18 protein-coding genes and 1 pseudogene are annotated in these 23,876 nt (G+C 61.6%); 9 read left to right on the forward strand and 10 right to left on the reverse strand.

Annotated features, from left to right (window positions below; genetic code table 11):
- Positions 1 to 686 (reverse strand): UvrD-helicase domain-containing protein (locus VFE81_RS12995; RefSeq protein ID WP_325044980.1); only part of this gene is annotated, 686 nt, incomplete at its 3' end.
- Positions 687 to 1,557: 871 nt separating this feature from the next.
- Here VFE81_RS12995 and VFE81_RS13000 point away from each other — a divergent pair.
- Together VFE81_RS13000 and galU are read left to right on the forward strand one after the other, a co-directional pair.
- On the forward strand, positions 1,558 to 4,437 hold the full coding sequence (locus VFE81_RS13000) for a valine--tRNA ligase (RefSeq protein ID WP_325044981.1): 2,880 nt from the start codon (positions 1,558 to 1,560) through the stop codon (positions 4,435 to 4,437).
- Positions 4,438 to 4,510: 73 nt separating this feature from the next.
- Positions 4,511 to 5,392 (forward strand): UTP--glucose-1-phosphate uridylyltransferase GalU, encoded by an 882-nt coding sequence (gene galU, locus VFE81_RS13005; protein WP_325044982.1) that lies wholly within the window; start codon positions 4,511 to 4,513, stop codon positions 5,390 to 5,392.
- 116 nt (positions 5,393 to 5,508) lie between these two features.
- Here the strand turns inward: galU and VFE81_RS13010 are convergent, their stop codons facing one another.
- From VFE81_RS13010 to VFE81_RS13025, 4 genes are all read right to left on the reverse strand, one after another.
- Complete coding sequence (locus VFE81_RS13010; protein ID WP_025600552.1) at positions 5,509 to 5,736, reverse strand: sulfurtransferase TusA family protein; 228 nt, start codon at positions 5,734 to 5,736, stop codon at positions 5,509 to 5,511.
- Positions 5,737 to 5,875: 139 nt separating this feature from the next.
- Positions 5,876 to 6,916 (reverse strand): Gfo/Idh/MocA family oxidoreductase, encoded by a 1,041-nt coding sequence (locus VFE81_RS13015; protein ID WP_325044983.1) that lies wholly within the window; start codon positions 6,914 to 6,916, stop codon positions 5,876 to 5,878.
- Positions 6,916 to 7,932, reverse strand: coding sequence for an inositol 2-dehydrogenase (iolG, locus tag VFE81_RS13020; RefSeq protein WP_325044984.1), 1,017 nt, complete (start codon positions 7,930 to 7,932; stop codon positions 6,916 to 6,918). The genes VFE81_RS13015 and iolG overlap by 1 nt, the downstream gene beginning before the upstream one ends.
- Positions 7,925 to 8,806 (reverse strand): MurR/RpiR family transcriptional regulator, encoded by an 882-nt coding sequence (locus VFE81_RS13025; RefSeq protein WP_325044985.1) that lies wholly within the window; start codon positions 8,804 to 8,806, stop codon positions 7,925 to 7,927. Before VFE81_RS13025 ends, iolG begins: the two co-directional genes overlap by 8 nt.
- A 277-nt stretch (positions 8,807 to 9,083) precedes the next feature.
- Between VFE81_RS13025 and VFE81_RS13030 the strand changes: the two genes are divergently transcribed.
- The 7 genes from VFE81_RS13030 (at position 9,084) to iolB (ending at position 18,183) form a co-directional block, all read left to right on the forward strand.
- Positions 9,084 to 10,130, forward strand: coding sequence for a sugar ABC transporter substrate-binding protein (locus VFE81_RS13030; RefSeq protein WP_325044986.1), 1,047 nt, complete (start codon positions 9,084 to 9,086; stop codon positions 10,128 to 10,130).
- Between the two features lie 191 nt (positions 10,131 to 10,321).
- Positions 10,322 to 11,503 carry an ABC transporter permease gene (locus VFE81_RS13035; RefSeq protein WP_325044987.1) on the forward strand — a complete coding sequence of 394 codons (1,182 nt, stop codon included), beginning with the start codon at positions 10,322 to 10,324 and terminating at the stop codon, positions 11,501 to 11,503.
- A 13-nt stretch (positions 11,504 to 11,516) separates the two neighbouring features.
- On the forward strand, positions 11,517 to 12,347 hold the full coding sequence (locus tag VFE81_RS13040; RefSeq protein WP_325044988.1) for an ATP-binding cassette domain-containing protein: 831 nt from the start codon (positions 11,517 to 11,519) through the stop codon (positions 12,345 to 12,347).
- 65 nt (positions 12,348 to 12,412) lie between these two features.
- Positions 12,413 to 14,479 carry a bifunctional 5-dehydro-2-deoxygluconokinase/5-dehydro-2-deoxyphosphogluconate aldolase gene (locus VFE81_RS13045; RefSeq protein ID WP_325044989.1) on the forward strand — a complete coding sequence of 689 codons (2,067 nt, stop codon included), beginning with the start codon at positions 12,413 to 12,415 and terminating at the stop codon, positions 14,477 to 14,479.
- Entirely contained in the window at positions 14,476 to 16,449 is a 1,974-nt protein-coding gene (gene iolD, locus VFE81_RS13050) for a 3D-(3,5/4)-trihydroxycyclohexane-1,2-dione acylhydrolase (decyclizing) (protein WP_325044990.1), read from the forward strand. Before VFE81_RS13045 ends, iolD begins: the two co-directional genes overlap by 4 nt.
- A 10-nt stretch (positions 16,450 to 16,459) precedes the next feature.
- Positions 16,460 to 17,386: a myo-inosose-2 dehydratase gene (gene iolE, locus VFE81_RS13055; protein WP_325044991.1), complete on the forward strand. Its 927-nt coding sequence runs from the start codon at positions 16,460 to 16,462 to the stop codon at positions 17,384 to 17,386.
- Positions 17,383 to 18,183: a 5-deoxy-glucuronate isomerase gene (gene iolB / locus VFE81_RS13060; protein ID WP_325044992.1), complete on the forward strand. Its 801-nt coding sequence runs from the start codon at positions 17,383 to 17,385 to the stop codon at positions 18,181 to 18,183. The genes iolE and iolB overlap by 4 nt, the downstream gene beginning before the upstream one ends.
- A 349-nt stretch (positions 18,184 to 18,532) precedes the next feature.
- On the opposite strand, the gene VFE81_RS13065 is transcribed toward iolB, so the two are convergent.
- From VFE81_RS13065 to VFE81_RS13085, 5 genes and pseudogenes are all read right to left on the reverse strand, one after another.
- A complete protein-coding gene (locus VFE81_RS13065; protein ID WP_325044993.1) occupies positions 18,533 to 18,769 on the reverse strand; it encodes a hypothetical protein in 237 nt (78 codons plus the stop codon).
- 253 nt (positions 18,770 to 19,022) lie between these two features.
- Positions 19,023 to 21,431, reverse strand: coding sequence for a hypothetical protein (locus VFE81_RS13070; protein ID WP_414695589.1), 2,409 nt, complete (start codon positions 21,429 to 21,431; stop codon positions 19,023 to 19,025).
- A gap of 541 nt (positions 21,432 to 21,972) precedes the next feature.
- Entirely contained in the window at positions 21,973 to 22,686 is a 714-nt protein-coding gene (locus tag VFE81_RS13075; protein ID WP_325044996.1) for an ABC transporter ATP-binding protein, read from the reverse strand.
- A 2-nt stretch (positions 22,687 to 22,688) separates the two neighbouring features.
- Positions 22,689 to 23,441 carry an ABC transporter ATP-binding protein gene (locus VFE81_RS13080; RefSeq protein WP_325044994.1) on the reverse strand — a complete coding sequence of 251 codons (753 nt, stop codon included), beginning with the start codon at positions 23,439 to 23,441 and terminating at the stop codon, positions 22,689 to 22,691.
- Positions 23,438 to 23,876, reverse strand: a pseudogene (locus VFE81_RS13085) (branched-chain amino acid ABC transporter permease); the annotation flags it as partial. The gene VFE81_RS13080 and the pseudogene VFE81_RS13085, both read right to left, overlap by 4 nt.

Consider the following 23,876-nt stretch of genomic DNA (forward strand, 5'->3'; position numbering starts at 1 on the left):
CAGGCATATTGCAGCTTGTTGGTGTCCTGAAACTCGTCGACGAGAATGTGCCTGAAGCGCGCCTGATAGTGGGCACGCAGCGGCGGATTGTGCGCCAGCAGTTCAAAGCAGCGCAGCAGCAGTTCTGGAAAGTCGACGACGCCTTCGCGCTGGCACTGCTGATCGTAGGCTTCGTAAAGTTCGACGAATTTGCGGTTGAAATTATCCGTAGCGTCGACGTCTTTCGGCCGCAGTCCTTGTTCTTTGGAATTGTTGATGAAGTACTGGAGATTTTTTGCCGGGTACTTTTCATCGTCGATGTTAAGGCCCTTCATCAGACGCTTGATCGCGGAGAGCTGGTCCGCGGTATCGAGGATCTGGAAGGTGGCGGGCAGGCCGGCATCGCGATGGTGCGCGCGGAGCATGCGGTTGCACAGACCGTGGAAGGTGCCGATCCACATGCCGCGCGTGTCGATCGGCAAGAGTGCCGAAAGACGCGACATCATTTCACGGGCGGCTTTATTGGTGAAGGTCACCGCCAGGATGGTGGCAGGCGACGCCAAACCGTGCTGGATGAGCCATGCGATCCGCGTGATGAGAACGCGGGTTTTGCCGCTGCCCGCGCCGGCAAGGATGAGCGCTGGCTCGTTGGGGAGCGTGACGGCGGCGTGTTGTTCGGGGTTTAGATTGGCTAGCAGATCGGGCATTTTTTGGGAGGACGGCGAGGGCGTCTGACATTATATGCCCCTCCGGGGCTGGGGTTTTTTTGGGGGTTTTTGCCTGCGGCGCTTTTTGGTTGCCTGCCTGCGGTGACGGGCTTTGGCTGGTTTTTTTGCCTGCGCGGCGCTTTGTTTCTGTGTGCCTACGGCGGTGGCCTTTCCTTGATTTCTTAGTGGTCTATTAGCGTCGCCCCTGTGCGGGGCGGGCACTTACTTTCTTTGCCGCCGCAAAGAAAGGTAAGCAAAGAAAGCGGCTCACCCCGCTAATTCTTAAGTGGGTCCCCCGCTCAGTGGCGGTAGTGGTGCATCTGGAATCGGTGTTCTCGCACGTTCAACCCTGGTGACAAGGCTGTCATGCTTCCCGCCTCGCACTGCGTGCTCGCCGGAAGGGCCCATCAGGAAACATAGGCTTCGTCTGAGGTGGTGGGGGCCATCGGCTTCGCCTCGGCGAGACGCTGAAAATGTTGGATGTATTCGCTAGGGAGCGCCGGAGGGGTTGATGAAGCACCGCCGCGGCGCGCGCAGCGCCGCCGGAAGTATGACTGCCTGGTCACTCACGCCGAAAGTGCGAGGGCACAGATTCCAGATGCACCACTACCGCCACTGCGCGGGGGACCCGCTTATAAGCTTGCGGGGTGAGCCGCTTTCTTTGCTTATCTTTCTTTGCGGCGGCAAAGAAAGTAAGTGCCTGCCCCGCACAGGGGCGAACGCTAATAAACCAACAAGAAAGCAAGGAAAGGCCAAAGCCATAGGCAAACAGCCACACAGCGCCCCGCAGGCAAAAACCCCAAGGCAAAGCCCCCCACCCGCAGCGCCCCTTATAATCGAGCATTCTTTGCATCTACCAGCAGACCGACAAATGAGCGAGACCCCGAGCGACCCGACCTCCACGCTTGCCAAAAGCTTCGAGCCCCACACCATCGAAGCCCACTGGGGCCCCGAATGGGAAAAGCGCGCCTACGCGGCGCCCTCCTTCGACGAGAACAAAAAAGACTTCTCGATCCAGTTGCCACCGCCGAACGTCACGGGCACCCTTCACATGGGCCATGCGTTCAACCAGACGATCATGGACGGCCTCGCCCGCTATCACCGCATGCTCGGTGAAAACACCCTCTGGGTGCCGGGCACGGACCACGCGGGCATCGCCACGCAAATCGTCGTCGAACGGCAACTGGACGCCCAAGGCATCTCGCGCCACGATCTCGGCCGCGAAAAGTTCACCGAACGCGTCTGGGAATGGAAGCAGGAATCCGGCTCGACCATCACGAATCAGGTGCGCCGTCTTGGCGCGTCGATCGACTGGTCGCGCGAATATTTCACGATGGACGACAAAATGTCGGCCGCCGTGCGCGACGTGTTCGTACGTCTGTATGAACAGGGCCTGATCTACCGCGGCAAGCGTCTCGTGAACTGGGATCCGGTGCTGCTCACTGCCGTCTCCGATCTCGAAGTGGTCAGCGAAGAAGAAAACGGCCACCTCTGGCACATCCAGTACCCGCTCACAGACGGCTCAGGCCATCTGACGGTCGCCACCACGCGCCCGGAAACCATGCTCGGCGACACCGCCGTCATGGTCCATCCGGAAGACGAACGCTATGCGCACCTGATCGGCAAAACAGTCACGCTGCCGCTCTCCGGCCGCGAAGTCCCGATCATCGCCGACGACTACGTCGACCGCGAATTCGGTACCGGCGTGGTCAAGGTCACGCCCGCGCACGATTTCAACGACTATCAGGTCGGCTTGCGCCACAAGCTGCCGATGATCGAAATCCTCACGCTCGACGCGAAGATCAACGAGAACGCACCTGAAAAATACCGTGGTCTGGACCGTTTCGCAGCCCGCAAAGAGGTCGTAGCCGACCTCGAAGCGCTCGGCGCCCTCGAATCCGTCAAGCCGCACAAGCTGATGGTGCCGCGCGGCGACCGCACGGGCGTCGTGATCGAGCCGATGCTGACGGACCAATGGTTCGTGGCGATGAGCAAGCCCGCGCCGGAAGGCACCTTCAATCCGGGCAAGTCGATCGCGGAAACGGCGCTGGACGTGGTGCGCAGCGGCGAAATCAAGTTCGTGCCGGAAAACTGGTCCACCACCTACTATCAGTGGCTCGAAAACATCCAGGACTGGTGTATCTCGCGCCAACTCTGGTGGGGCCATCAGATCCCGGCGTGGTACGGCGAAAACGGTGAAATCTTCGTCGCCAATACCGAGGAAGGCGCGCGCGAGAAGGCGGCCGTTGCCGGTTACACGGGCCCGCTCAGGCGCGACGAAGACGTGCTCGACACGTGGTTCTCGTCGGCGCTGGTGCCGTTCTCGTCGCTCGGCTGGCCTGCCGAGACGCCAGAGCTGAAGCACTTCATGCCCTCGTCCGTACTGGTTACCGGCTTCGACATCATCTTCTTCTGGGTCGCGCGCATGGTCATGATGACCACGCACTTCACCGGCAAGGTGCCGTTCGACACGGTCTACGTGCACGGTCTGGTGCGCGACGCCGAAGGCCAGAAGATGTCGAAGAGCAAGGGCAATACGCTCGACCCGATCGATATCGTCGACGGCATCGACCTCGACGCGCTGGTGGCCAAGCGCACTACCGGCCTGATGAATCCGAAGCAGGCTGCGTCGATCGAAAAGAAAACCCGCAAGGAATTCCCGGACGGCATTCCGGCATTCGGCACGGACGCGTTGCGCTTCACGATGGCGTCGATGGCCACGCTCGGCCGCAACGTCAACTTCGACCTGGCGCGCTGCGAAGGCTATCGCAACTTCTGCAACAAGCTGTGGAATGCCACCCGCTTCGTGCTGATGAACTGCGAAGGCCAGGATTGTGGTTTCGGCAAGCCGGAACAGTGCGGCGAATGCGGCCCGGACGGCCACCTGAATTTCTCGGCGGCCGACCGCTGGATCGTCTCGCGCCTGCAGCGCGTGGAAGCGGAAATCGCCAGGGGCTTCGCCGATTATCGTTTCGACAATGTGGCCAACGCCCTATACAAGTTCGTATGGGACGAATACTGTGACTGGTATCTCGAACTCGCCAAGGTTCAGATCCAGACGGGTCAGCCGAACCAGCAGCGCGCAACGCGCCGCACGCTGCTGCGCGTACTCGAGACGGTGTTGCGCCTCGCGCATCCGGTGATTCCGTTCATTACCGAAGCGCTGTGGCAAAAAGTTGCACCGTTGGCGGCCCGTTACCCCGAAGGCAAAGCCGAGGGCGAAGCGTCCATCATGGTGCAGCCGTACCCGCTTGCAGAGCCGTCGAAGCTCGACGAGGACGCGGAGCAATGGGCGGCCGACCTGAAAGCAGTGATCGATGCGTGCCGGAATCTGCGCGGCGAGATGAATCTGTCGCCGGCGGTCAAGGTGCCGTTGCTCGCTACCGGCAACGCGGAGCGCCTCTCCACTTTCGCTCCGTACGCTCAGGCTTTGGCCCGTTTGTCGGAAGTGCAGATCATTGCCGACGAGGCAGCCCTGGATGCGCAAGCAGATGGCGCGCCAATTGCTATCGTTGGGAATGACAAGCTCGTGCTGAAGGTGGAAATCGACGTTGCTGTCGAGCGCGAGCGTCTGTCGAAGGAGATTGCGCGGCTGAGCACGGAGGTCATCAAGTGCAATGCCAAATTGCAGAATGAAAGCTTTGTTGCAAAGGCGCCGCCGGCAGTCGTTGAGCAGGAGCAGAAAAGGCTGGCAGAATTTGAAACCACGATTGGCAAGCTGAAAGCCCAATTGGCTCGTTTGCCGGCCTGATCGATGCTCCGTGTCTGCCCCGTCGTGGGCGGGCAAGGAGCAAAAGCTAAACCAGAGGATTCAGGGTAATCACATGCTAAAAGTTACAAAAGCGGTATTTCCGGTAGCAGGTCTTGGCACCCGGTTCCTCCCTGCCACGAAGGCCAGCCCGAAGGAGATGCTGCCGATCGTCGACAAGCCGCTGATTCAATACGCGGTGGAAGAGGCAATGGCAGCCGGCATCACCGAAATGATCTTCGTCACGGGCCGCAGCAAGCGCGCGATCGAGGACCATTTCGATAAGTCATACGAAATCGAGGCGGAACTCCAGGCACGTGGCAAGGACAAGCTGCTGGAACTGGTGCGCAGCATCAAACCGAGCCATGTCGACTGCTTCTACGTGCGTCAACCGGAAGCGCTCGGTCTGGGCCATGCGGTGATGTGCGCCGAAAAACTGGTGGGCGACAACCCGTTCGCCGTCATCCTCGCAGACGACTTGCTGTACGGCACGCCGCCCGTGATGACGCAGATGATCGAAGTGTTCGACCACTATCACAGCTCGGTGATTGGCGTCGAAGAGATCCCGCACGCGGAGACGAAGTCATACGGCATCGTCGACGGTAAAGAGTGGGAAGACTCGATCATCAAAATGTCGGGCATTGTCGAAAAGCCGGAGCCGAACGTCGCGCCGTCGAATCTCGGCGTGGTGGGCCGCTATGTGCTGAAGCCGCGCATCTTCGAACATCTGCGCGCGCTGAAGCCGGGCGCAGGCGGCGAATTGCAGTTGACGGACGCAATTCAGTCGCTGCTGGCCGATGAACAGGTGCTGGCGTACAAGTATCACGGCACGCGTTTCGACTGCGGCAGCAAGCTGGGTTATCTGAAGGCGACGGTCGAGTTCGCTCTGCGTCACCCGGAAGTGGCAGCCGATTTCGAAGAATATTTGCGTACCCGTTCGCCGGTGCTGGAAGGCTGAGCAACGGGACAGCCGCGCAGAACCGCTTTGCGCTGGTAGCCCCTCGATTGCATCAGTCAGACGTAAAAAAGGCGCTGTGCCCCGCATTCGCGAGCACAGCGCCTTTTGTTTGCATTTCAGCGGCGCTTCATCAAAAACGTGAAAACCTTGTCGTGCGCCGAGCTTTCAACGATTTCATTGCCGGTTTGCTTCGCAAACGCGGCGAAATCGCGTTGCGAGCCCGGATCGGTGGCCAGCACCTTGAGAATCTGACCGCTTTCCATGTCGGCGAGCGCCTTCTTGGCGCGCAGAATGGGCAGCGGGCACATCAGCCCGCGCGCATCGACTTCCTTGTGAACCTGAATTTGCATCGACGATGACCTTCGGGATGAGGCGTCGTTCGCGACGCCGGACAGAGGGTCAAATTCTACAGCACGCTTCATTTAGCCGCCGGACGTGACGCTGCAATGTCGGATTATCGCAATCCGACGGCGCTATAGCACCCTACAGCGTCACCGCCTCCCCCCTCTGCAACGACAACCGCAACGCCATGCCGATCCGCGTCGCTTCAAGCGCATCGGCCAGCGTGGCGCCTGCTTGCGCATTTGATGCCGCGCCGCCCTGCACCGCCGCAACGAAGGCGTGCGCCTCATGCAAAAACGCATCCTCGAACCGATCGAAGAAGCTCGGCGTGCATTCGTTGCGGATGCCCGTGGCGTCGTAGATCTCGACGCGATTCGCACGCGGATTGTGGCCGATCGCCAGCGCCCCGGCAGTGCCGATCACCTCGCTATGCGTGTCGTTGCCGTGAGCCTGCGTGCGCGACGCGTAAAACATGGCGAGCTTGCCGTCCTCGAACTCGCAGATCGCCACGCCGTTATCGACGTCACCGAATTCCCGCAGACCCTCGTGCAATGCGACCGCACCCGCCGCAAACACGCGTTTGGCGCGCGGCTTGCCGAGCAGCCAGCGCGCGACGTCAATATCGTGCACGGTGCAGTCTAAAAAGATGCCACCGGAGGTCGCCGCAAAACGCACGAAGAAGCCGTCGTTGTCGTTCTTATCGGTGGTCTGCGAGCGCACCAGAAAGGGCCGACCGATCGCGCCGGACTGGATCTTGTCGAACGCGTCCTTATAGCTCGGATCGAAGCGCCGCATGAACCCGATCGTCGCCTGCAGATGCGGATAGCGCGCAGCTTCGGCCAGTACACGCTCGCACTCGGCTAAATCCAGCGACAGCGGTTTCTCGCAAAACACATGCTTGCCGGCGCGCAACGCATCGATAATCTGCTGCGCATGCATCGACGAAGGCGTGACGAGCCACACCGCGTCCACGTCGCGATCGGCAAGCAGGTCCGCATAGTCGTCGTAGAGGCGCGGTTCGGGCAACGTCTCGCGCGCCCACGCAAGCTCCTCTTCCAGCGGACTGCAAGCGGCCACGAGCGTCGCACCCGGCACGCGATACGCCACATTTTCCGCGTGCCGCTTGCCCAAACGCCCCAAGCCAACCACACCCAAACGAAGCCGCCCGGCAGTCACCTGCATCACGACGCCTCGCCAAGTTTCACCGCGCGACCCTCGCGCCACGAGCGTGTCGCGGCGTCGGCGAGTTCGAGCGCTTTCAGGCCGTCTGCCACGGTGGTTCGCACCGGCTTGCCTTGCGTGACCGCGTCAAAGAAATGCGCGATTTCCAGTGCGTACGCTGCGCGATAACGCTCGAGGAAAAACGCCTCGGGCACATCGCTCGACACTTCGGTTCTCGAGTACGCCGTGACCTCGGTGGGTCGCACATTGCCTGCCTGCAGCATGCCAGTGCTGCCGAGCACTTCGAAACGCTGGTCGTAACCATAGGCCGCACGCCGCGCGGTATTGATCTGACACAGGCGGCCTTGTTTCGTGCGAATCGTCACCGCAGTCGAATCGATATCGCCGGCCTCGGCAATCGCCGGGTCTGAAAGACAACTGCCGGTGGCATGCAGCGTGTCGGCTTCGTCGTCGAGAATCCAGCGGAAGATGTCGAAGTCGTGAATCAGCATGTCCTTGAAAATACCACCCGAGTGCAAGATGTACTCGACCGGCGGCGCGCCCGGATCGCGGCTCGTCACCATCAGCATTTCCGGCGTGCCGATTTCGCCCGCATCGATGCGCGCTTTCAACGCGGAAAAAGTCGGATCGAAGCGACGCTGAAAGCCGATCATGCAGACCACGCCCGCACGCTCCACGGCCTCGGCGCAGGCACGTGCCCGCTCCAAAGTCAGGTCAACCGGCTTTTCACAGAACACATGCTTCTTCTGCGCGGCCGATTTCATGATCAGATCCGCGTGCGTGTCCGTGCTCGAACAGATCACCGTCGCGCCGATCGACGCATCGCCCATCGCGCCGTCGATATCCGCAACCTGCGCGCCGTGCTCGGCCGCAAGCGCCGTAGCCGCCTCGCGATTCACATCGACCACGTACTTGAGCCGCACGCCCGGTTGCCGTGCGAGGTTCGCCGCATGAATCTTACCGATGCGTCCCGCACCGAATACCGCTACGTCGATCGTCTTTACCGCCTCATTCATCGTATCCTCCAGTCTCTTTGGATTCTTCTACGTTCAGTTCGAGCTTGTACGCGAGCGCGATGAACAACGCCTGGCACAAACAGATCGTGCTGGTCAGGGAGCGGAATGCGAACGCGCTACCCTCTTTCACATACAGTTGGGTCGTAGCGTAACGCGCCAGCGGAGAAAGTTGGCTATCCGTAATAACCAGTGTCTTCGCCTGATGGTGATGTGCGACGCGCAGGCAATACTGCGTTTCCTTGCCGTAGGGCGCGAAGCTGATCGCGATCACTACGTCGCTCTTCTTCACGCTGCGAATCTGCTCGCGATACATACCGCCGAAGCCGGACACCAGATGCACGCGCTTCGGCGTGTGCTGTAACGCGTAGACGATATAGCTCGCCACCGGAAACGAACGCCGCACGCCGATCACGTAGATGTTGTCGGCCTGCTGCAGCATCTTCACGGCGGCGTCGAACTGCTTGTCGTCGAGACCTGCTTCGAGTTCTTCAAGCCCGCCACGCGAGGCCGCGATGAATTCGCGCGCCACTGCGCCGCCGGATAACGCGCCGGGCTTCTCGTCGATCAGCTTGCGAATCCTCTGCTGATAACTCGGCGAGGAGGTTCCCTGCCCCGTATACGCCTGACGAAATACCGCCTGCAGATCGGAGAAGCCGGAAAAACCGAAGCGCTGCGCAAAGCGCACCACGGCGGACGGATGCACACCGCAACTCGCGGCGATATCACTCGTGCGATCCACCATCACACTCGAGCGATGCTGCTCGATATAAGTCGCGACGTTCTTCAATTGACGCGGCAGCGCCTCGTAGTTTTCCGCGATGCGCTGCATCAATTCTTCGACGCTCGGCAATTCTTCTGTGCTCTCTTCCGCCATGGCTCTCTCTTCGTTGCTTTATTGCAATGCGGAAAGCGCTTCCAACGCCCGCCGCACAGCGTCCTGACGCTGCCGATTATAGGCAGGCACATCGTCAAATGGAATGTATTTTCTATTTTTATTTGTCATGAAATTTTCATTGCAACGCTTCGGAAGATGGCCTAATCTTGGTCGTGAGCGATGGTGCATCGGCTGACGTATGCCGCAACGCACGCAACCGGAAGGCCGCCCGCCAGACGCTCCCTTCAATAACGACAGACCGAGAAAGGTGGAGACAATGAGACTTTGCAAGGGCAAGGCTACGCTCAGGATTCTGGTGGCGGCATTGACGTTGGCGACGGGATTCGGTGCGGCGTCGGCCGCCCGCGCGGCTGACGCTCACTTCGTGCTGATCAGCCACGCGCCGGATTCGGATTCGTGGTGGAACACCATCAAGAACGCCATCAAACAAGCCGACGAAGATTTCAACGTCGAGACCGATTACCGTAATCCGCCAAACGGCGACATCGCCGATATGGCACGCCTGGTCGAACAGGCGGCCGCGCGCAACTACGACGGCGTGATCGTCTCGATCGCCGACTTCGACGTCCTCAAGAGTTCGATCGCCAAGGTCACCCAGAAACACATCCCGCTCGTCACGATCAATTCCGGCACCGAGGAGCAAAGCGCACAGCTTGGCGCGATCATGCACGTCGGTCAGCCTGAATACGCGGCGGGCAAAGCGGCCGGCCAAAAGGCGAAGGCAGCGGGCATCAAGTCGTTCCTGTGCGTCAACCACTATGCGACCAACCCGGCTTCGTTCGAACGCTGCCGTGGCTTTGCGGACGCGATCGGCGTCGACTTCAAAACCTCCACGCTCGACGCCGGCCAGGACCCGACCGGAGTGCAATCGAAAGTGAGCGCGTATCTGCGCAATCACCCGAACACCCAGGCGGTGCTCGCACTCGGGCCGCTGTCCGCAGCGCCGACGATCAAGGCGCTGCAGCAGATGGGCCTCGCCGGCAAGATCTGGTTCGCGACATTCGATTTCGACAATGACATTGCGAAGGGCATCCAGGACGGCACGATCCAGTTCGCGATCGACCAGCAACCCTATTTGCAGGGCTATATCCCGGTCGCCGTACTTGCCATTGCGAAAAAGGAACACACCACAGATCCGGCGAAGATCCGCAAGATCCTGCAGGCCAATCCGAAGTTCCAGCAGCGCCTCGCCACTTACGGCCTGCAGCCCGCCTATGGGCCGCGCAATATCGGTTCCGGCCCGGGCTTCATCACCAAGGCCAATATCGACAAGGTGGTCAAGTACGCAGGGCAATATCGCTAACGCATTTCGCTGGAAGTACGGACACGGGAGAACCGTTCCGGCAGGTATGAAGAAAGTGGATGCGGCCGGCCGCAAGCGGCCTGGCCGCCCCACGCCTGCGTTCACCACGTTTTACGTGCACTGCGCGCCATGCGGTCCGATGGCAGTCCGCTCACGACTGCTTTTCGCCGGGCGCATCAAGGAGAGCTTCAATGGGCGTAGCCAAACCCTTCCATCCCCCTCCCCGCAAGCAGCCCCCTTCCGGCAATGGGACGGCGTCTGCGTCGACGTCCAACGGTGCGCCCGCGGCGGCCGATGAGCGCGTGCGCCAGGAATCGTGGTTCCGGCATCTGCTGAACCGCCCGGAATTCGCCGCCCTCGCCGGCACCGTGATGGTGTTCATCGTGTTTGGGATTGCGGCCGGCAACTCCGGCATGTTCAACCTCGACGGCGTGATGAACTGGTCGCAAGTGGCCGCGTACCTTGGCCTGATCGCGGTCGGTGCGTGCCTCTTGATGATTGCCGGCGAATTCGATCTGTCGATCGGTTCGATGATCGGCTTCTCGGGCATGATGGTCGCGCTGCCCACCATGTACTTCCACTGGCCGATTGCATTGTCGATTGTGTTTGCGTTCGCCGGATCGATGCTGCTCGGCGCACTCAACGGCTATCTGGTGATGCGCACGCGGCTGCCGTCATTCATCGTGACGCTGGCGTTTCTGTTCATCCTGCGTGGGCTCACGCTGGCCCTGTCGGTCATGTTCGCCGACCGCACGATCATCTCCGGCGTGGGCGACGTCGCCGCGCACGACTGGCTCGCCCATACCTTGTTTCAGGGCGTCGCATTCAAGGGCCTGTTCATCTGGCTCGCCCAGATGGGGGTCCTCAAGCTGCTCGATAACGGCAATCCGCTCGTGCCGGGCATTCCGAAAGTCCTGCTCTGGTGGTTCGCGCTTGCCGCAGTCTGTGCGTTCACCCTTGCCAAGACCCGCTTCGGCAACTGGATTTTTGCGGTCGGCGGCGACGCCAATGCGGCGAAAAACGTCGGCGTGCCGGTGCGGCGCGTGAAGATTTCGCTGTTCGTGCTGACCGCGTTCTGCGCGTGCCTGTTCGCCGTGCTGCAAGTGTGCGACATCGGTTCCGCTGCAGCCGATCGTGGACTGCAGGCGGAATTCGAAGCCATCATCGCCGCGGTGATCGGCGGCACGCTGTTGACTGGCGGCTACGGCTCGGTGATCGGCGCCTGCTTCGGCGCGCTGATCTTCGGCGTCGTGCAGATTGGCATCACCTATACGAACGTCGATTCGGACTGGTTCCGCGTGTTCCTCGGCGTGATGCTGCTGATCGCCGTACTATTCAATCACTACGTGCGCCGCCGCGTCGCGCAATCGTAACGAGGAGACGACCATGTCCGATACGAATACCGTCAGCCGCTCAAGTACAAACGAGCCGCAAGACGACGTGATCCTCGCACTCGAAGACGTCAGCAAGTTTTTCGGCCAGGTCATCGCGCTGAGCGGCGTGACCTTGCGCCTGAAGCGCGGCGAAGTGCATTGCCTGCTCGGCGATAACGGCGCCGGCAAATCGACCCTGATCAAAACGTTGGCCGGTGTGCATCAACCCTCCTCCGGCCAGTATCTCGTCGACGGCAAACCCGTGCTGTTCGAGTCGCCGAAGGACGCGCTCGATCTCGGCATCGCCACCGTCTATCAGGATCTGGCGCTAGTGCCCTTGCTCTCGGTTGCACGCAACTTCTTCATGGGCCGCGAGCCGCAAAAGAAACTGTTCGGCTTTCTGAACGTGATGGACCTCGAAACCAGCGCCGCCACCGCACGCGACAAGCTCGCCGAAATGGGCATCAATGTGCGCGACCCGCATCAACCGATCGGCACGATGTCCGGCGGCGAGAAGCAATGTCTGGCAATTGCGCGGGCGATTCACTTCGGCGCGCGCGTGCTGATTCTCGACGAGCCGACCGCCGCGCTCGGCGTCAAGCAAAGCTTCAATGTGCTGAAGCTGATCCACACGGCGCGTGCGAAAGGCATCTCGGTGATCTTCATCACGCACAACGTGCATCACGCATATCCGATCGGCGATTCGTTCACGCTGCTCAATCGCGGCAAATCGCTCGGCACGTTCACGAAGGACACCATCAGCAAGGATGAAGTGCTCGACATGATGGCCGGCGGCGCCGAGATGCAGAAGATGATCGGCGAACTCGAAGGCGCGACGATCTGATTCATTCGCGCGGAGTTCCGGCGCTTGCCGTGCCGGTCACCGCGCCCAGCTATTCAGGAATATTCATGAATCATTCCAGCACATCCAGCGGGACCGGGATCGTGAACGGTAATGGGCCCACGTCCGCTTCAGCGGTGGCGGCCAGCCGTTTCGCACCGGACCGCAGTCGCGACATCGTCTGCCTTGGCCGCGTTGCCGTCGATCTGTACGCGCAGCAGGTCGGCGCACGGCTCGAAGACGTGTCGAGCTTCGCGAAGTATCTCGGCGGTTCGTCGGCGAACATCGCGTTCGGTTGCGCGCGGCTCGGACTTCTATCGGCGATGCTGGCGCGCGTCGGCAACGATCATATGGGCCGGTTTCTCACCGAGACCCTGACGAAGGAAGGCTGCGACGTCAGTCATGTGCGCATCGATCAGGAACGTCTGACCGCGCTCGTTCTGCTCGGGCTGAAAGACCGCGATACGTTTCCGCTGATCTTCTATCGCGAGAACTGCGCGGATATGGCGGTAGATGAAGCGGATTTCGACGAGGCGTACATCGCGTCGTCGAAAGCGCTGCTGATTACCGGCACGCACTTTTCGACCGAGCAGGTGAACCGCACGAGCCGCCGCGCGCTCGATTACGCGCGGCGCAACAACGTGCGCACCGTGCTCGATATCGACTATCGCCCGGTGTTGTGGGGCCTCACGGGCAAGGCGGATGGCGAAACCCGCTTTGTTGCGAGCGAAGGCGTGACCGCACATCTGCAGCGCATTCTGCCTTTGTTCGATCTGGTGATCGGCACCGAGGAGGAGTTCCGCATCGCAGGCGGCAAGACCGAACTCGTCGACGCACTCGCGATGGTACGCGCCGTGACGCCGGCCACGCTGGTCCTGAAGCGCGGGCCGATGGGCTGCCAGATCATCGACGGCAACGTGCCCGCAACGCTCGACGACGCGCCAATTCATGGCGGAGTCGAAGTGGAAGTGTTGAACGTCCTGGGCGCGGGCGATGCATTCGCGTCGGGCTTTCTCTCCGGATGGTTGCGCGATCAACCACTCGAAGCGTGCGCGCGTTCCGCGAATGCCAGCGGCGCGCTGGTCGTCTCACGTCACGGCTGCGCGCCCGCAATGCCAACACCGGCCGAACTCGACTACTTCCTGCGCGAAGCCAAGGCTGATCCGCAACGTATGCGCCGCCCCGACCGAGACGCGACGCTCGCGCGGCTGCATCGCGTCTCCCCTGCCCGCAAACAATGGGACGAAGTACTCGGCTTCGCGTTTGACCACCGAAATCAATTTTTCGAACTCGCCCAGCAGACCGGCGCCGACGCAGCGCGCATCGCGCAACTGAAGGGTTTGTTCGTCGATGCCGTCGCGCAGACGGAAGCCGCCTTGGGGTTGCAAGGCCGCATCGGCATATTGAGCGACGACCGCTACGGTCAGGACGCACTGAACGCCGCCACCGGCCGCGGCTGGTGGATCGGTCGACCGGTTGAATTACCCGGGTCCGTACCGCTCGTGTTCGACCATGGCCGTTCAATCGGCACAACGCTGATTGCATGGCCGCGGGAACACATCGCCAAGTGCCTCGTTCAATTCCATCCCGACGAACCAGTGGAACAACGCCTCGAACAGGAAGCACAGTTGCGTGCGCTTTACGATGCGACGCAAGCAAGTGGCCACGAATTACTGCTTGAAGTGATTCCGCCGAAGCATGCACATCTGCCGCAAGCACGGGACATCGTCTATCGCGCGTTGAAGCGGCTGTACAACATCGGTATCTACCCGGAATGGTGGAAGCTCGAACCGATGGACGCCACCCAATGGCAAGCCGTCGATGCGCTGATCGCCGAACGCGATCCGTACTGCCGGGGCGTGGTGTTGCTCGGTTTGTCGGCGGGCGTCGAGCAATTGAACGAAGGCTTTCGCGCGGCGGCGCAATCGGCGACATGCCGAGGCTTTACCGTGGGCCGCACCATCTTTCACGAGCCGAGCCATGCATGGCTCGCTGGTGAGATCGACGACAACGAACTGATCGTGCGGGTGCGCCGTACGTTCGAAACGCTGATCGCGTCGTGGCGTGCGACGCGCGGCGCGACAAGCGCTCAGCCCACCGCGACGAGCCAGGCACATCAGGAGCAGGCGGCATGAACCAGCGCGTATTGCATCAATATGCGGCGTCCGCCAACGACGCCACCCAGGCACACGCGCCCTCAGGTGGCACCGTCCGCCTGACGACCGCTCAGGCGCTGGTTCGTTATCTCGCCGCGCAACGCGTTACGACTGAAGACGGCACCGGCACCGAACTGCTCTTCGGCGGTGTGTTCGCGATCTTCGGGCACGGCAATGTGGCCGGAATGGGCGAAGCGTTGTATCAGCACCGCGAAACGTTGCCCACACTGCGCGCCCATAACGAACAAGCGATGGCGCACAGCGCGATCGCCTTTGCGAAGGCCCATTTCCGTCGCCGTATGATGGCCGTCACGACGTCGATCGGACCCGGTGCGACCAATCTGATCACCGCGGCCGCGCTCGCGCATGTGAATCGTTTGCCTGTGCTGCTGCTACCCGGCGACGTATTCGTCTCGCGCGCGCCCGATCCGGTACTACAGCAGGTTGAAGATTTCCATGACGGCGGCGTCTCCGCCAACGATGCGTTCAAGCCAGTGTCGCGCTACTTCGATCGCATCGTGCATCCGGCGCAGTTGCTCAACGCCTTGCCGCGCGCCTTGCGTGTACTCACCGACGCCGCGTTGTGCGGTCCCGTCACGCTTGCGCTGCCCCAGGACGTGCAAGCGCAGGCATGGGACTTCCCTGTCGACTTCTTTGCGCCGCGCGTCGTCACGTTCCACTCCCCCGCGCCGCGCGCCGAGGATATCGACGCGGCGGCTGCGCATTTGCGCCGCGCAAAGCGTCCGTTGATTGTGGCGGGCGGCGGCGTGCTCTATGGACGCGCAACCGATGCGCTGCACCGCTTCGCCACCACGCACGGCATTCCGGTGGCGGAAACGCAGGCAGGCAAAGGCTCGCTCGCATGGAACGATCCGTTGAACGCCGGTGCGTTGGGTGTGACCGGCTCGCCTGCCGCCAATGCGCTCGCACACGATGCAGACTGCGTACTGGCGATCGGCACACGCTTGCAGGATTTCACCACCGGGTCGAACACATTGTTCACGCAGGCCGACGTGATCGCCATCAACGCGAATCCCTTCGACGGTCTCAAGCATCGCGCGCTGGTGGTCGAAGCCGATGCACGTCTTGCACTGGATGCGCTCGCGGAACCCCTGCAAGGCTGGCACGCGGATCGCACATGGACCACGCTCACGCACAAGCTCTCGGCGAGCTGGCGCGATATCGTGAGCACGCTCACCCATGCGCCCCAACGCGACACCGTGTTGCCGTATGAAGGCGACGTGATCGGCGCGGTGCAGCGTTCGAGCGCGCGGTCCGCGGCGGACGACATCGTCGTTTGCGCAGCGGGAACCTTGCCGGCCGAATTGCACAAGCTATGGCGCGCGGGCAAACCGGGCGCGTATCACGTCGAATACGGCTACTCGTGCATGGGCTACGAGATCGCCGGCGGCCTCGGCGTCAAGCTCGCGCGTCCCGCGCGTGAAGTGATCGTGATGCTCGGCGACGGCAGCTATCTGATGATGAACAGCGAGATCGCGACTTCGGCCATGATCGGCGCGAAGCTGATCGTGGTGGTGCTCGACAATCGCGGCTACGGTTGCATCAACCGCTTGCAGCAGGCCTGCGGTGGCGCGCCGTTCAACAATCTGCTCGACGACTGCATGCAGGGTCCACTCGGCGCACCCAAGATCGATTTCGCCGCTCATGCGCGTTCGCTCGGCGCGCAGGCCGAGCACGTCGCGAACATCGCTGAACTCGAGGACGCGCTGCAACGTGCGCGCGCTGCCGATCGCACCTACGTGATCAGCATCGATACCGACCCCGCCCGTACCACGGCCGACGGCGGCTGGTGGTGGGAAGTCGCCGTGCCCGAAGTATCGGCGCGCGACACCGTGCGTGCCGCACGTGCGCAATACGACGCGCAACTCGCTGCACGCGCGGCGCCCGCCGACCCCAGCGACCGCCCCGGCCACATCGACAAAGAGTGAGGACGCCCGCATGACTGCTTTCGACGTACGTATCGGCATCAACCCCTTATCGTGGATGAACGACGACCTGCCTTCGCTCGGCGGCGAAACGCCGCTTGAAGTCGCGCTGACCGAAGGACGCCAGATCGGCTATCAGGGTTTCGAGCTCGGCAACAAATTTCCGCGTGAGCCGCAGGCATTGAAGACGTTACTCGCCCAATACGATCTGGCCTTGGTATCCGGCTGGTACTCCGGACGACTCGCGCGACGCAGCGTGGAAGAGGAAATCGCTTCGGTCGGCCCGCATCTCGAACTGCTCGCGCAGAACGGCGCGACGGCGATGGTGTACGGCGAAGTCGCCGATTCGATCCAGGGCGCACCGCAACCGCTGTATCAACGCCCGCGTTTTTTCAGCGACGCGCAGTGGGCGGCGTATGCGGCACGCGTCGACGAATTCGCGCGCTATACGCTGAGCCGCGGTGTGCGGCTTGCGTATCACCATCACATGGGCGCATACGTCGAAACGCCGGCTGACGTCGATCAACTGATGTCACGCACGAGCGACGCCGTCGGTCTTCTATTCGACGCAGGACACATCACGTTTGCCGGCGGCGATCCGCTCGCGGTACTCGACAAGCACATCGGGCGAGTGTGTCACGTGCACTGCAAGGACGTCCGACCGGCGGTGATGAAGCTGGCGCGCAATCGCAACTGGAGTTTTCTCGATGCTGTGATCAGCGGTGCATTCACGGTCCCGGGCGACGGTGCGGTGAACTTCCCAGCGATCATCGACCGATTGAAACGGCATGGTTATCGCGGCTGGCTGGTGGTTGAAGCGGAACAGGATCCAATTGTGGCCCCATCGTACGAGTATGCGCAGAAAGGATTTCGGACTTTGCGAGCGCTGGTCGACGCACCACTCGACGCCAGTGACAAGACTGAGCAGGAGGCGGCATGAGTTTATTGGTGAAGGCGCAGCGCGAGGGCCAGACAATCGCGCGGGTGACACCTGAGTCGGCGTGCTGGCGGTATGTGGGATTTGCTGCTTACCGGTTGGGCGCGAGTGAAGTCGTTCATGTGTTCGAGCCGGCTCGGGAGGTTTGTATTGTGGTGCTCACGGGCGCAGTGGATGTTGAAACTGCTGATGCCACCTGGCGTTCGCTGGGTTCGCGCGATAGCGTGTTCGAGGATTCCGCGCCGTATGCGGTGTATTTTCCGCCTGGCGTTCGCGTGACTGTTCGCGCTTGCCGCGATGCTGAGGTTGGGGTGGCGAGTGCGCCTGCCAAGGGTGCGCATCCGGCGAGGTTGATCGAGCCTTCTTCGATGAAGCGTTCCACGCGTGGCAAAGGGCTAAATACGCGATACGTATGCGATATTCTTCCGCAGACTGAGCTTGCGGAGTCTTTACTTGTGGTTGAGGTTCGGACGCCTGGTGGGCATGCTTCGAGCTATCCGCCGCATAAGCACGATACCGATAATGTGCCTCATGAGAGTTCGCTCGAGGAGACTTACTATCATCGGCTCGATCCGCCGCAGGGGTTTGCTTTTCAGCGCGTGTATACCGATATGCGCGATATCGATGAGTCGATGGCGGTTGAGAATCACGATGTCGTGATGGTGCCGCGTGGGTATCATCCGGTTGTTGTGCCCTATGGGTATGATTCTTATTATTTGAATGTTATGGCTGGGGGGAAGAGGACCTGGCATTTTCGCAATGATCCTGCGCATGAGTGGATTATTGATAAGGATGGTTGATTGGTTTTTTTGCCTGCGCGGCGCTTTGTCTGTTTGCCTACGGCGTTGGCCTTTTGTTGATTTTTTTTCCTACGCGGCGCTTTTTTGGTTGTGCCCTTACGGCGTTGGCTTTTCCTTGAATTGTTATTGGTTTATTAGCGTCGCCCCTGTGCGGGGCGGGCACTTACTTCTCTTTGCCGCCGCAAAGAGAAGTAAGCAAGAGAAAGCGGCTCGAACCGCTAACTCTTAAGCGGGTCCCCCGCGCAGTTGCGGTAGTGGTGCATCTGGAATCTGTGTTCTCGCACATTCGGCGTCAGTGACAAAGGCGTCATACTTCCGGCGGCGCTGCGCGCGCCGCAGCGGTACTTTATTAACCACACACCGCCTTTTTCGCTCGGTAGTACTCCACAAAACCGCTCGCCGTTTTTAACGCCCAGCGGCGCTTCGTATGCCACAAGGTATATTGGGCGTCGGCGGTGATTCCGAAACGCTGAGTCCGTTGTTGGCATTTCGCCGAGGCGAAGCCGATGACTCCCACCACGCCCAAACGAAGCCCCGGGTTCTGATGGACCCTTCCGGCGAGCACGCAGTGCGAGGCGGGAAGCATGATTGCCTTGTCACGAACGCCGAATGTGCGAGAGCACAGATTCCAGATGCACCACTACCGCAACTGCGCGGGGGACCCGCTTAAGAATTAGCGGTTTGAGCCGCTTTCTCTTGCTTACTTCTCTTTGCGGCGGCAAAGAGAAGTAAGTGCCCGCCCCGCACAGGGGCGACGCTAATAAACCAATAACAATTCAAGGAAAAGCCAACGCCGTAAGGGCACAACCAAAAAGCGCCGCGCAGGCAAAAACCCCCCGCTATTTCCTAGCAGCAAGATCAACATCCAACCCGCCATCCTCCCCCATCCTCACAGTCCCCCGGGCACCATCCCTCCGATACCCATAAAGATCAAACTTCATCACCCCAGGATTAGAACTATCTTTAATCAAAGTCCTGGCATTCGTGACCAACGAATTAAACATCTTCACATCACCCGATTCGATCCAGACAAAACTTTTCCCAGCGCCGGCAGGCGGCCTCGCAGCAGCAACAGAACTATCGCGCTTGAACTTCAACACCAGGCCTTCATCCGTCACAGTGGCACTCGCCAGCCGCCCCTGCAAAACCGGCGGCGGAAACACCGTATATTGATCGAACACCAACTCGTTACCCCTCAACGCAACGCCCTTGCGTGTAAAAGGTGTCAACGACGCCAACGGAATATCCAACGCCCGCAACAACCCCGCCTGTGGCACCCCCAGCACCTTCACCGAGGTAGGTTCATACACGAGGTGCCGCTCATCCACGGCCACGATCGTGCCGTTCATCGTCGTGGGCAGCCATACGCCTGGGAAGTGATTCCACAACTTGATCCCGCCCGTCACTTCCAACTTTCCATCCACCGGCTTCAACTGCAAATCGTTCAGCGAACGCGGTTCGTAGTCGAGCAGGTAATCGTTGAACAAGGCCGCCATCGCAGGCCACGGCTCCACCACCTCGCCGCCGATGATGCGAATGTCGTACTGGTCCGGATCGTCGAGATCGACCGGTTGACCAGGTTTCTTCGGTACCATCTGTGCATCCAGCGAACGTACATGAAAGCCGATTCGGCCCGACACGTAGAAGTCGACATTCTCGACGTGAATCAACGGCGCAGGCCCCGATGAGTGCCGCTCGTCGCTGATCGCGGAGCCCGGCGTCGCCATGCTCTCACCGGAAAACGCCGCGTGCGTGCCGACCGGAATCGCGCGTGCAACCGACGCCGTCCGCAAAGTCTGCGGCACGTGCAGCCACACGAGACGCGCCTGCGCGAGCGACGCCTGTTGCGCGCGAATGAAGCTGTCGTTAAAGCGCACGCTCGCGCTGCCCATCTGCGTCGGCGCATCTTTCGCAGCGCCGGCCAGCGTCGGATAGGATGGTAGGTGCACGTCGAGAGCGCCGGCCTCGTCGAAGGTGAAATAGCCGGCCGCCATCTGGTCGCGGTAGTGGTAAAGGTCCAGCACGAACGGCGCGTTCGTATCAAGCGGGGTCAGCGCCATGTCGATGTTCATCGGCATCGAACGCATGAACTTCACGTCGCCGCCCTGCACCAGCATGCCGCGCGGTGGCATCGTCGCGGGCCAGTCGATCTTCCGCACCGTATGATCGTCGAGCGTAAAGCGCACGCCAGCAGCGCTGGTGTCGATCCGGGTGATCGTCATGCGCAACGCGGGTGGAGGCGTGAGTTTGGCCACCTGCATCACGACGTCGTCGCCGTCGAGACGCGCGATCGGCGTATCCACTTTCAACAGGTCGGCCATCTTCACGTGCGCGGCCTGCATCAGCTTGTCGGCGCCGACGCCGGCCACTTCGACGTGATCGGCATGGAACACCAGATCGTCGGCGTTGCGCATCGACAGCGAACCGATCAACACAATCGGCACCCATGTGTCGCGATGCATCTCGCCCGTAATGCGCAAGGTGCCGCCGTCTTGCGGCACGACACGCATATTGCGCAACGGCGAGCCCTGGTACTGGAACAGATAGCGATTGAAAATCGCGGTGAGCTTCGCGCTGTCGAGCGTGACATCGCCGCGATGGACGTTGATCGTCACGCTGGTCGGATCGTCGAACACAATCGGCTGACCGGCCCGCGCCGGGGTCAGCGTTGCCGCCATGTCGTGAATCATGAAGCCGATGTCGCCTGTCACGCGAAAGTCGACGTCGCGCGCGAACATCAACGAACCGTCGATGCCAGAATCGCGCAGCGTCAACGGACGGCTGCGTTTCTCGGTCATACCGCTCGCAGATGGCACACGTCCGGCGACGCTCTGTTCAGCAGCGAGCTGTTTGGCCTTCGCAAGTTCGAGCGCGGGGCGCGATGCGGAGGCGGGTTGTGCGGCGCTCGCGGTGGTGGCGCCGTTCGTCGTGTTGGTGACGGGTCCCACATCCGGCTGCGATTTTGCGGTCAACGGGGTGTCGTTGTTGCTCACTACGTTCGCGGCCGCGCTCGCTTGTGCCGACTGTGCAGACGCCGCGTCGCTCGTCGTCGAACTGGCGTCGGCACATGCGGACATCAACAGTGCGGCCGTCACCAGCACGGCGCCCGCACCCGCACGCGCGCGCCACGTTTCACCGAGCGACGATCGCGACATGTGAAGCGGCAGCATCCTGTGAAGCGGTCGCAGCGATATCTCCGCCTGCACGCCATCTGTCGATTTTCCGCGCAATGCGCCTGTCTGTTTCATGATGTCTCCTCCTGAAGCCGCGGCGCATCTTTCGTACGTCCGGCACGCCATGGTCTGTCGCGCATACGTCGGCTTTAAACACCGTGCCGTCGTTGCGCGCCTTTGACCTGATTGTCTGTATTTGTCGGCGCGCTGCCGACAAGATTTCTGGAGGGCGCTCACCAAACGATCAAGCGTTTGAATCGCTACAGCCGGTTACTGGAAAGCCCCACGCGTCGGGCTTAAGCGGTCTACGTGCAAACGGGATTCAAACGGCATCTTGAATGTGATTTCGACGCGAAGCGAGGGGTGCGTGCCTCGCACGGTGCCTGACGTGCATGTCAGGACATGCAAAATGGTCGCAAATTCGAATGCGGCACTGCAATAAAGCGTGATGAGATGCCTGCCAGAGACGCTGCTGTTTGGTTTTGGGAAACCGAGTTTGGGCGCCTCATGGAACCGGGCCTACTTGGGGTGGGCCTCAGTTAGGCGTGTCGATTCCGGTGGTACGCACGGCGAGGCCGGTGAACTAGCGGTTACGCGCAGCTATGCCACACCTCGGCTAACCCACGCCGAGCCATTCCTGCATCACGTCCGATCGCTTCACAAACGACGCGAGCGCACCGTCGAAGACAATCTCACCATGTCCCATCACCGCAACCCTGCTGGCGATGTCTTGCGCAATCACGAGCCGCTGTTCGATCAGCAGCATCGCCACGCCACGATCACGCAACATCTGCAGACATTGCGCGACCTGCCCCGTCACCTGGCTGGCCAAGCCCTCGCCGGGTTCATCGATAACCAGCAGGTCTGGGTCGCCGAGCAATGCCCGGGCGAGCGTCAACATCTGCTGTTCGCCGCCCGATAGCGCACCGGCACGCGTGCGCTTTCTTTCGCGCAGGACGGGGAACAGTTCGTAGGCGTCATCGAAAGCAAAGCGCGGTGTGCGCCCGCGAGCGCGCGGCGCCACACCGAGTTGAAGATTCTCGTGGACGCTCAGCGTCGGAAAGACATCGCGATGTTCAGGCACATAACCGAGCCCCAGGCGCGCGATCTCGAAGGTGCGAAGGCCGCCGAGTGCATGGCCGGCAAAACGCAACTCACCCTCGCTACGCACGAGGCCCATGATCGCGCGCGCCAGTGTCGAGCGTCCAGAGCCATTGCGCCCGACCAGCGCGACCACTTCGCCTGCTTCGATCTGCAACGTGACGCCGTGCAGGGCCTGACTTGCGCCGTACCAGGCGTTCAGTTGTCGAATGTCGAGCAAGGCGGTCATGGTCATGTGTGGAAGCTGTCGCCAAGATAAGCAGCGCGCACTGCCGCATCCGCACGAATCGCCGCCGGCGTGCCGGTCGCGATGATGCGGCCTTGCACCAGCACCGAAATGCGGTCGGCAATCGCGAACACCGCGTCCATGTCGTGCTCGACCATCAGCAACGTGCGGCCCGCGGTCGTCGCGCGAATCAGTTCGATGGCGCGCGCGGCTTCGGCGCGGTTCATGCCGGCGGTGGGCTCATCGAGCAGCAACGTGTGCGCGCCGCCCGCGAGCGCGAGGCCGAGGTCGAGCGCACGCTGCTCGGCATAGCTCAGTGTGCCGGCCTGAATATGCCGGCGCGCATTCAGCCCTACTGCTTCGAGCACCTGCTCGGCGCGCGCATCGACCGTGCGTGAACCGCTGAAACGCTGCCACCAGCGCGTACGGTCACGCTCGGCCAGCATGGCCGCACAGCGCAGGTTGTCGAACACGCTGAGGCGAGCGAACACACTCGTGGTCTGGAAGCTGCGCGCGAGGCCACGGCGCGTGATCGCGGCCGGCGCCAGGCGCGTGATCTCCGCACCGAACAGCTCGATGCGCCCGGCGTTCGGCCGCGCGCCGCCGGCGATCAGGTTGAAGAGCGTCGATTTGCCGGCGCCGTTCGGGCCGATCAATGCATGGCGCTCGCCGGGCTCGACAGCAAGATCGACGCCGCGCAGAATCTGCGTGGCGCCGAAGCGTTTTTCGATACCGTAGACCGCGAGGGCTGGGATCATCGTGCGTCTCCGGTGATCGGCTGTGTGGCGCTTGTCCGCACGGCAAGACGTGCTTGCGCGCGAACCGCGTAGTGCGCTGCGAGTGCCCCAGGCGCCGCCAGCATGAACACCGCAACGCCGAGCCAAAGATGCGGCGAGGCGGTCTCCAGCGGTACGCCGACGAGGTTCAACGCCGCGCCATCGTCCGCGCCGAATTGCACTGCGTAAGCCCACTGCACCGCGAGCACGACGGCCAGCGTCCACAGCACCGCCGAGGCCGCGCCCCATAGATAAGCCTTGCCGCACACGCGCCAGCCGTAGGCGGCAACGCGTGCCGTGTGCCGCTGCACGAAGCCCGCCAGTCCATCCGGCGAGGCCACCACGACCACGATGAAGAACAGCCCGAGATAGAACAGCCACGCCCGCGTGACGCTCGCCACCGCGACGCTGAAAAAC

It is taken from the genome of Paraburkholderia sp., assembly GCF_035656215.1.
In the GTDB taxonomy this organism is placed as follows: domain Bacteria; phylum Pseudomonadota; class Gammaproteobacteria; order Burkholderiales; family Burkholderiaceae; genus Paraburkholderia.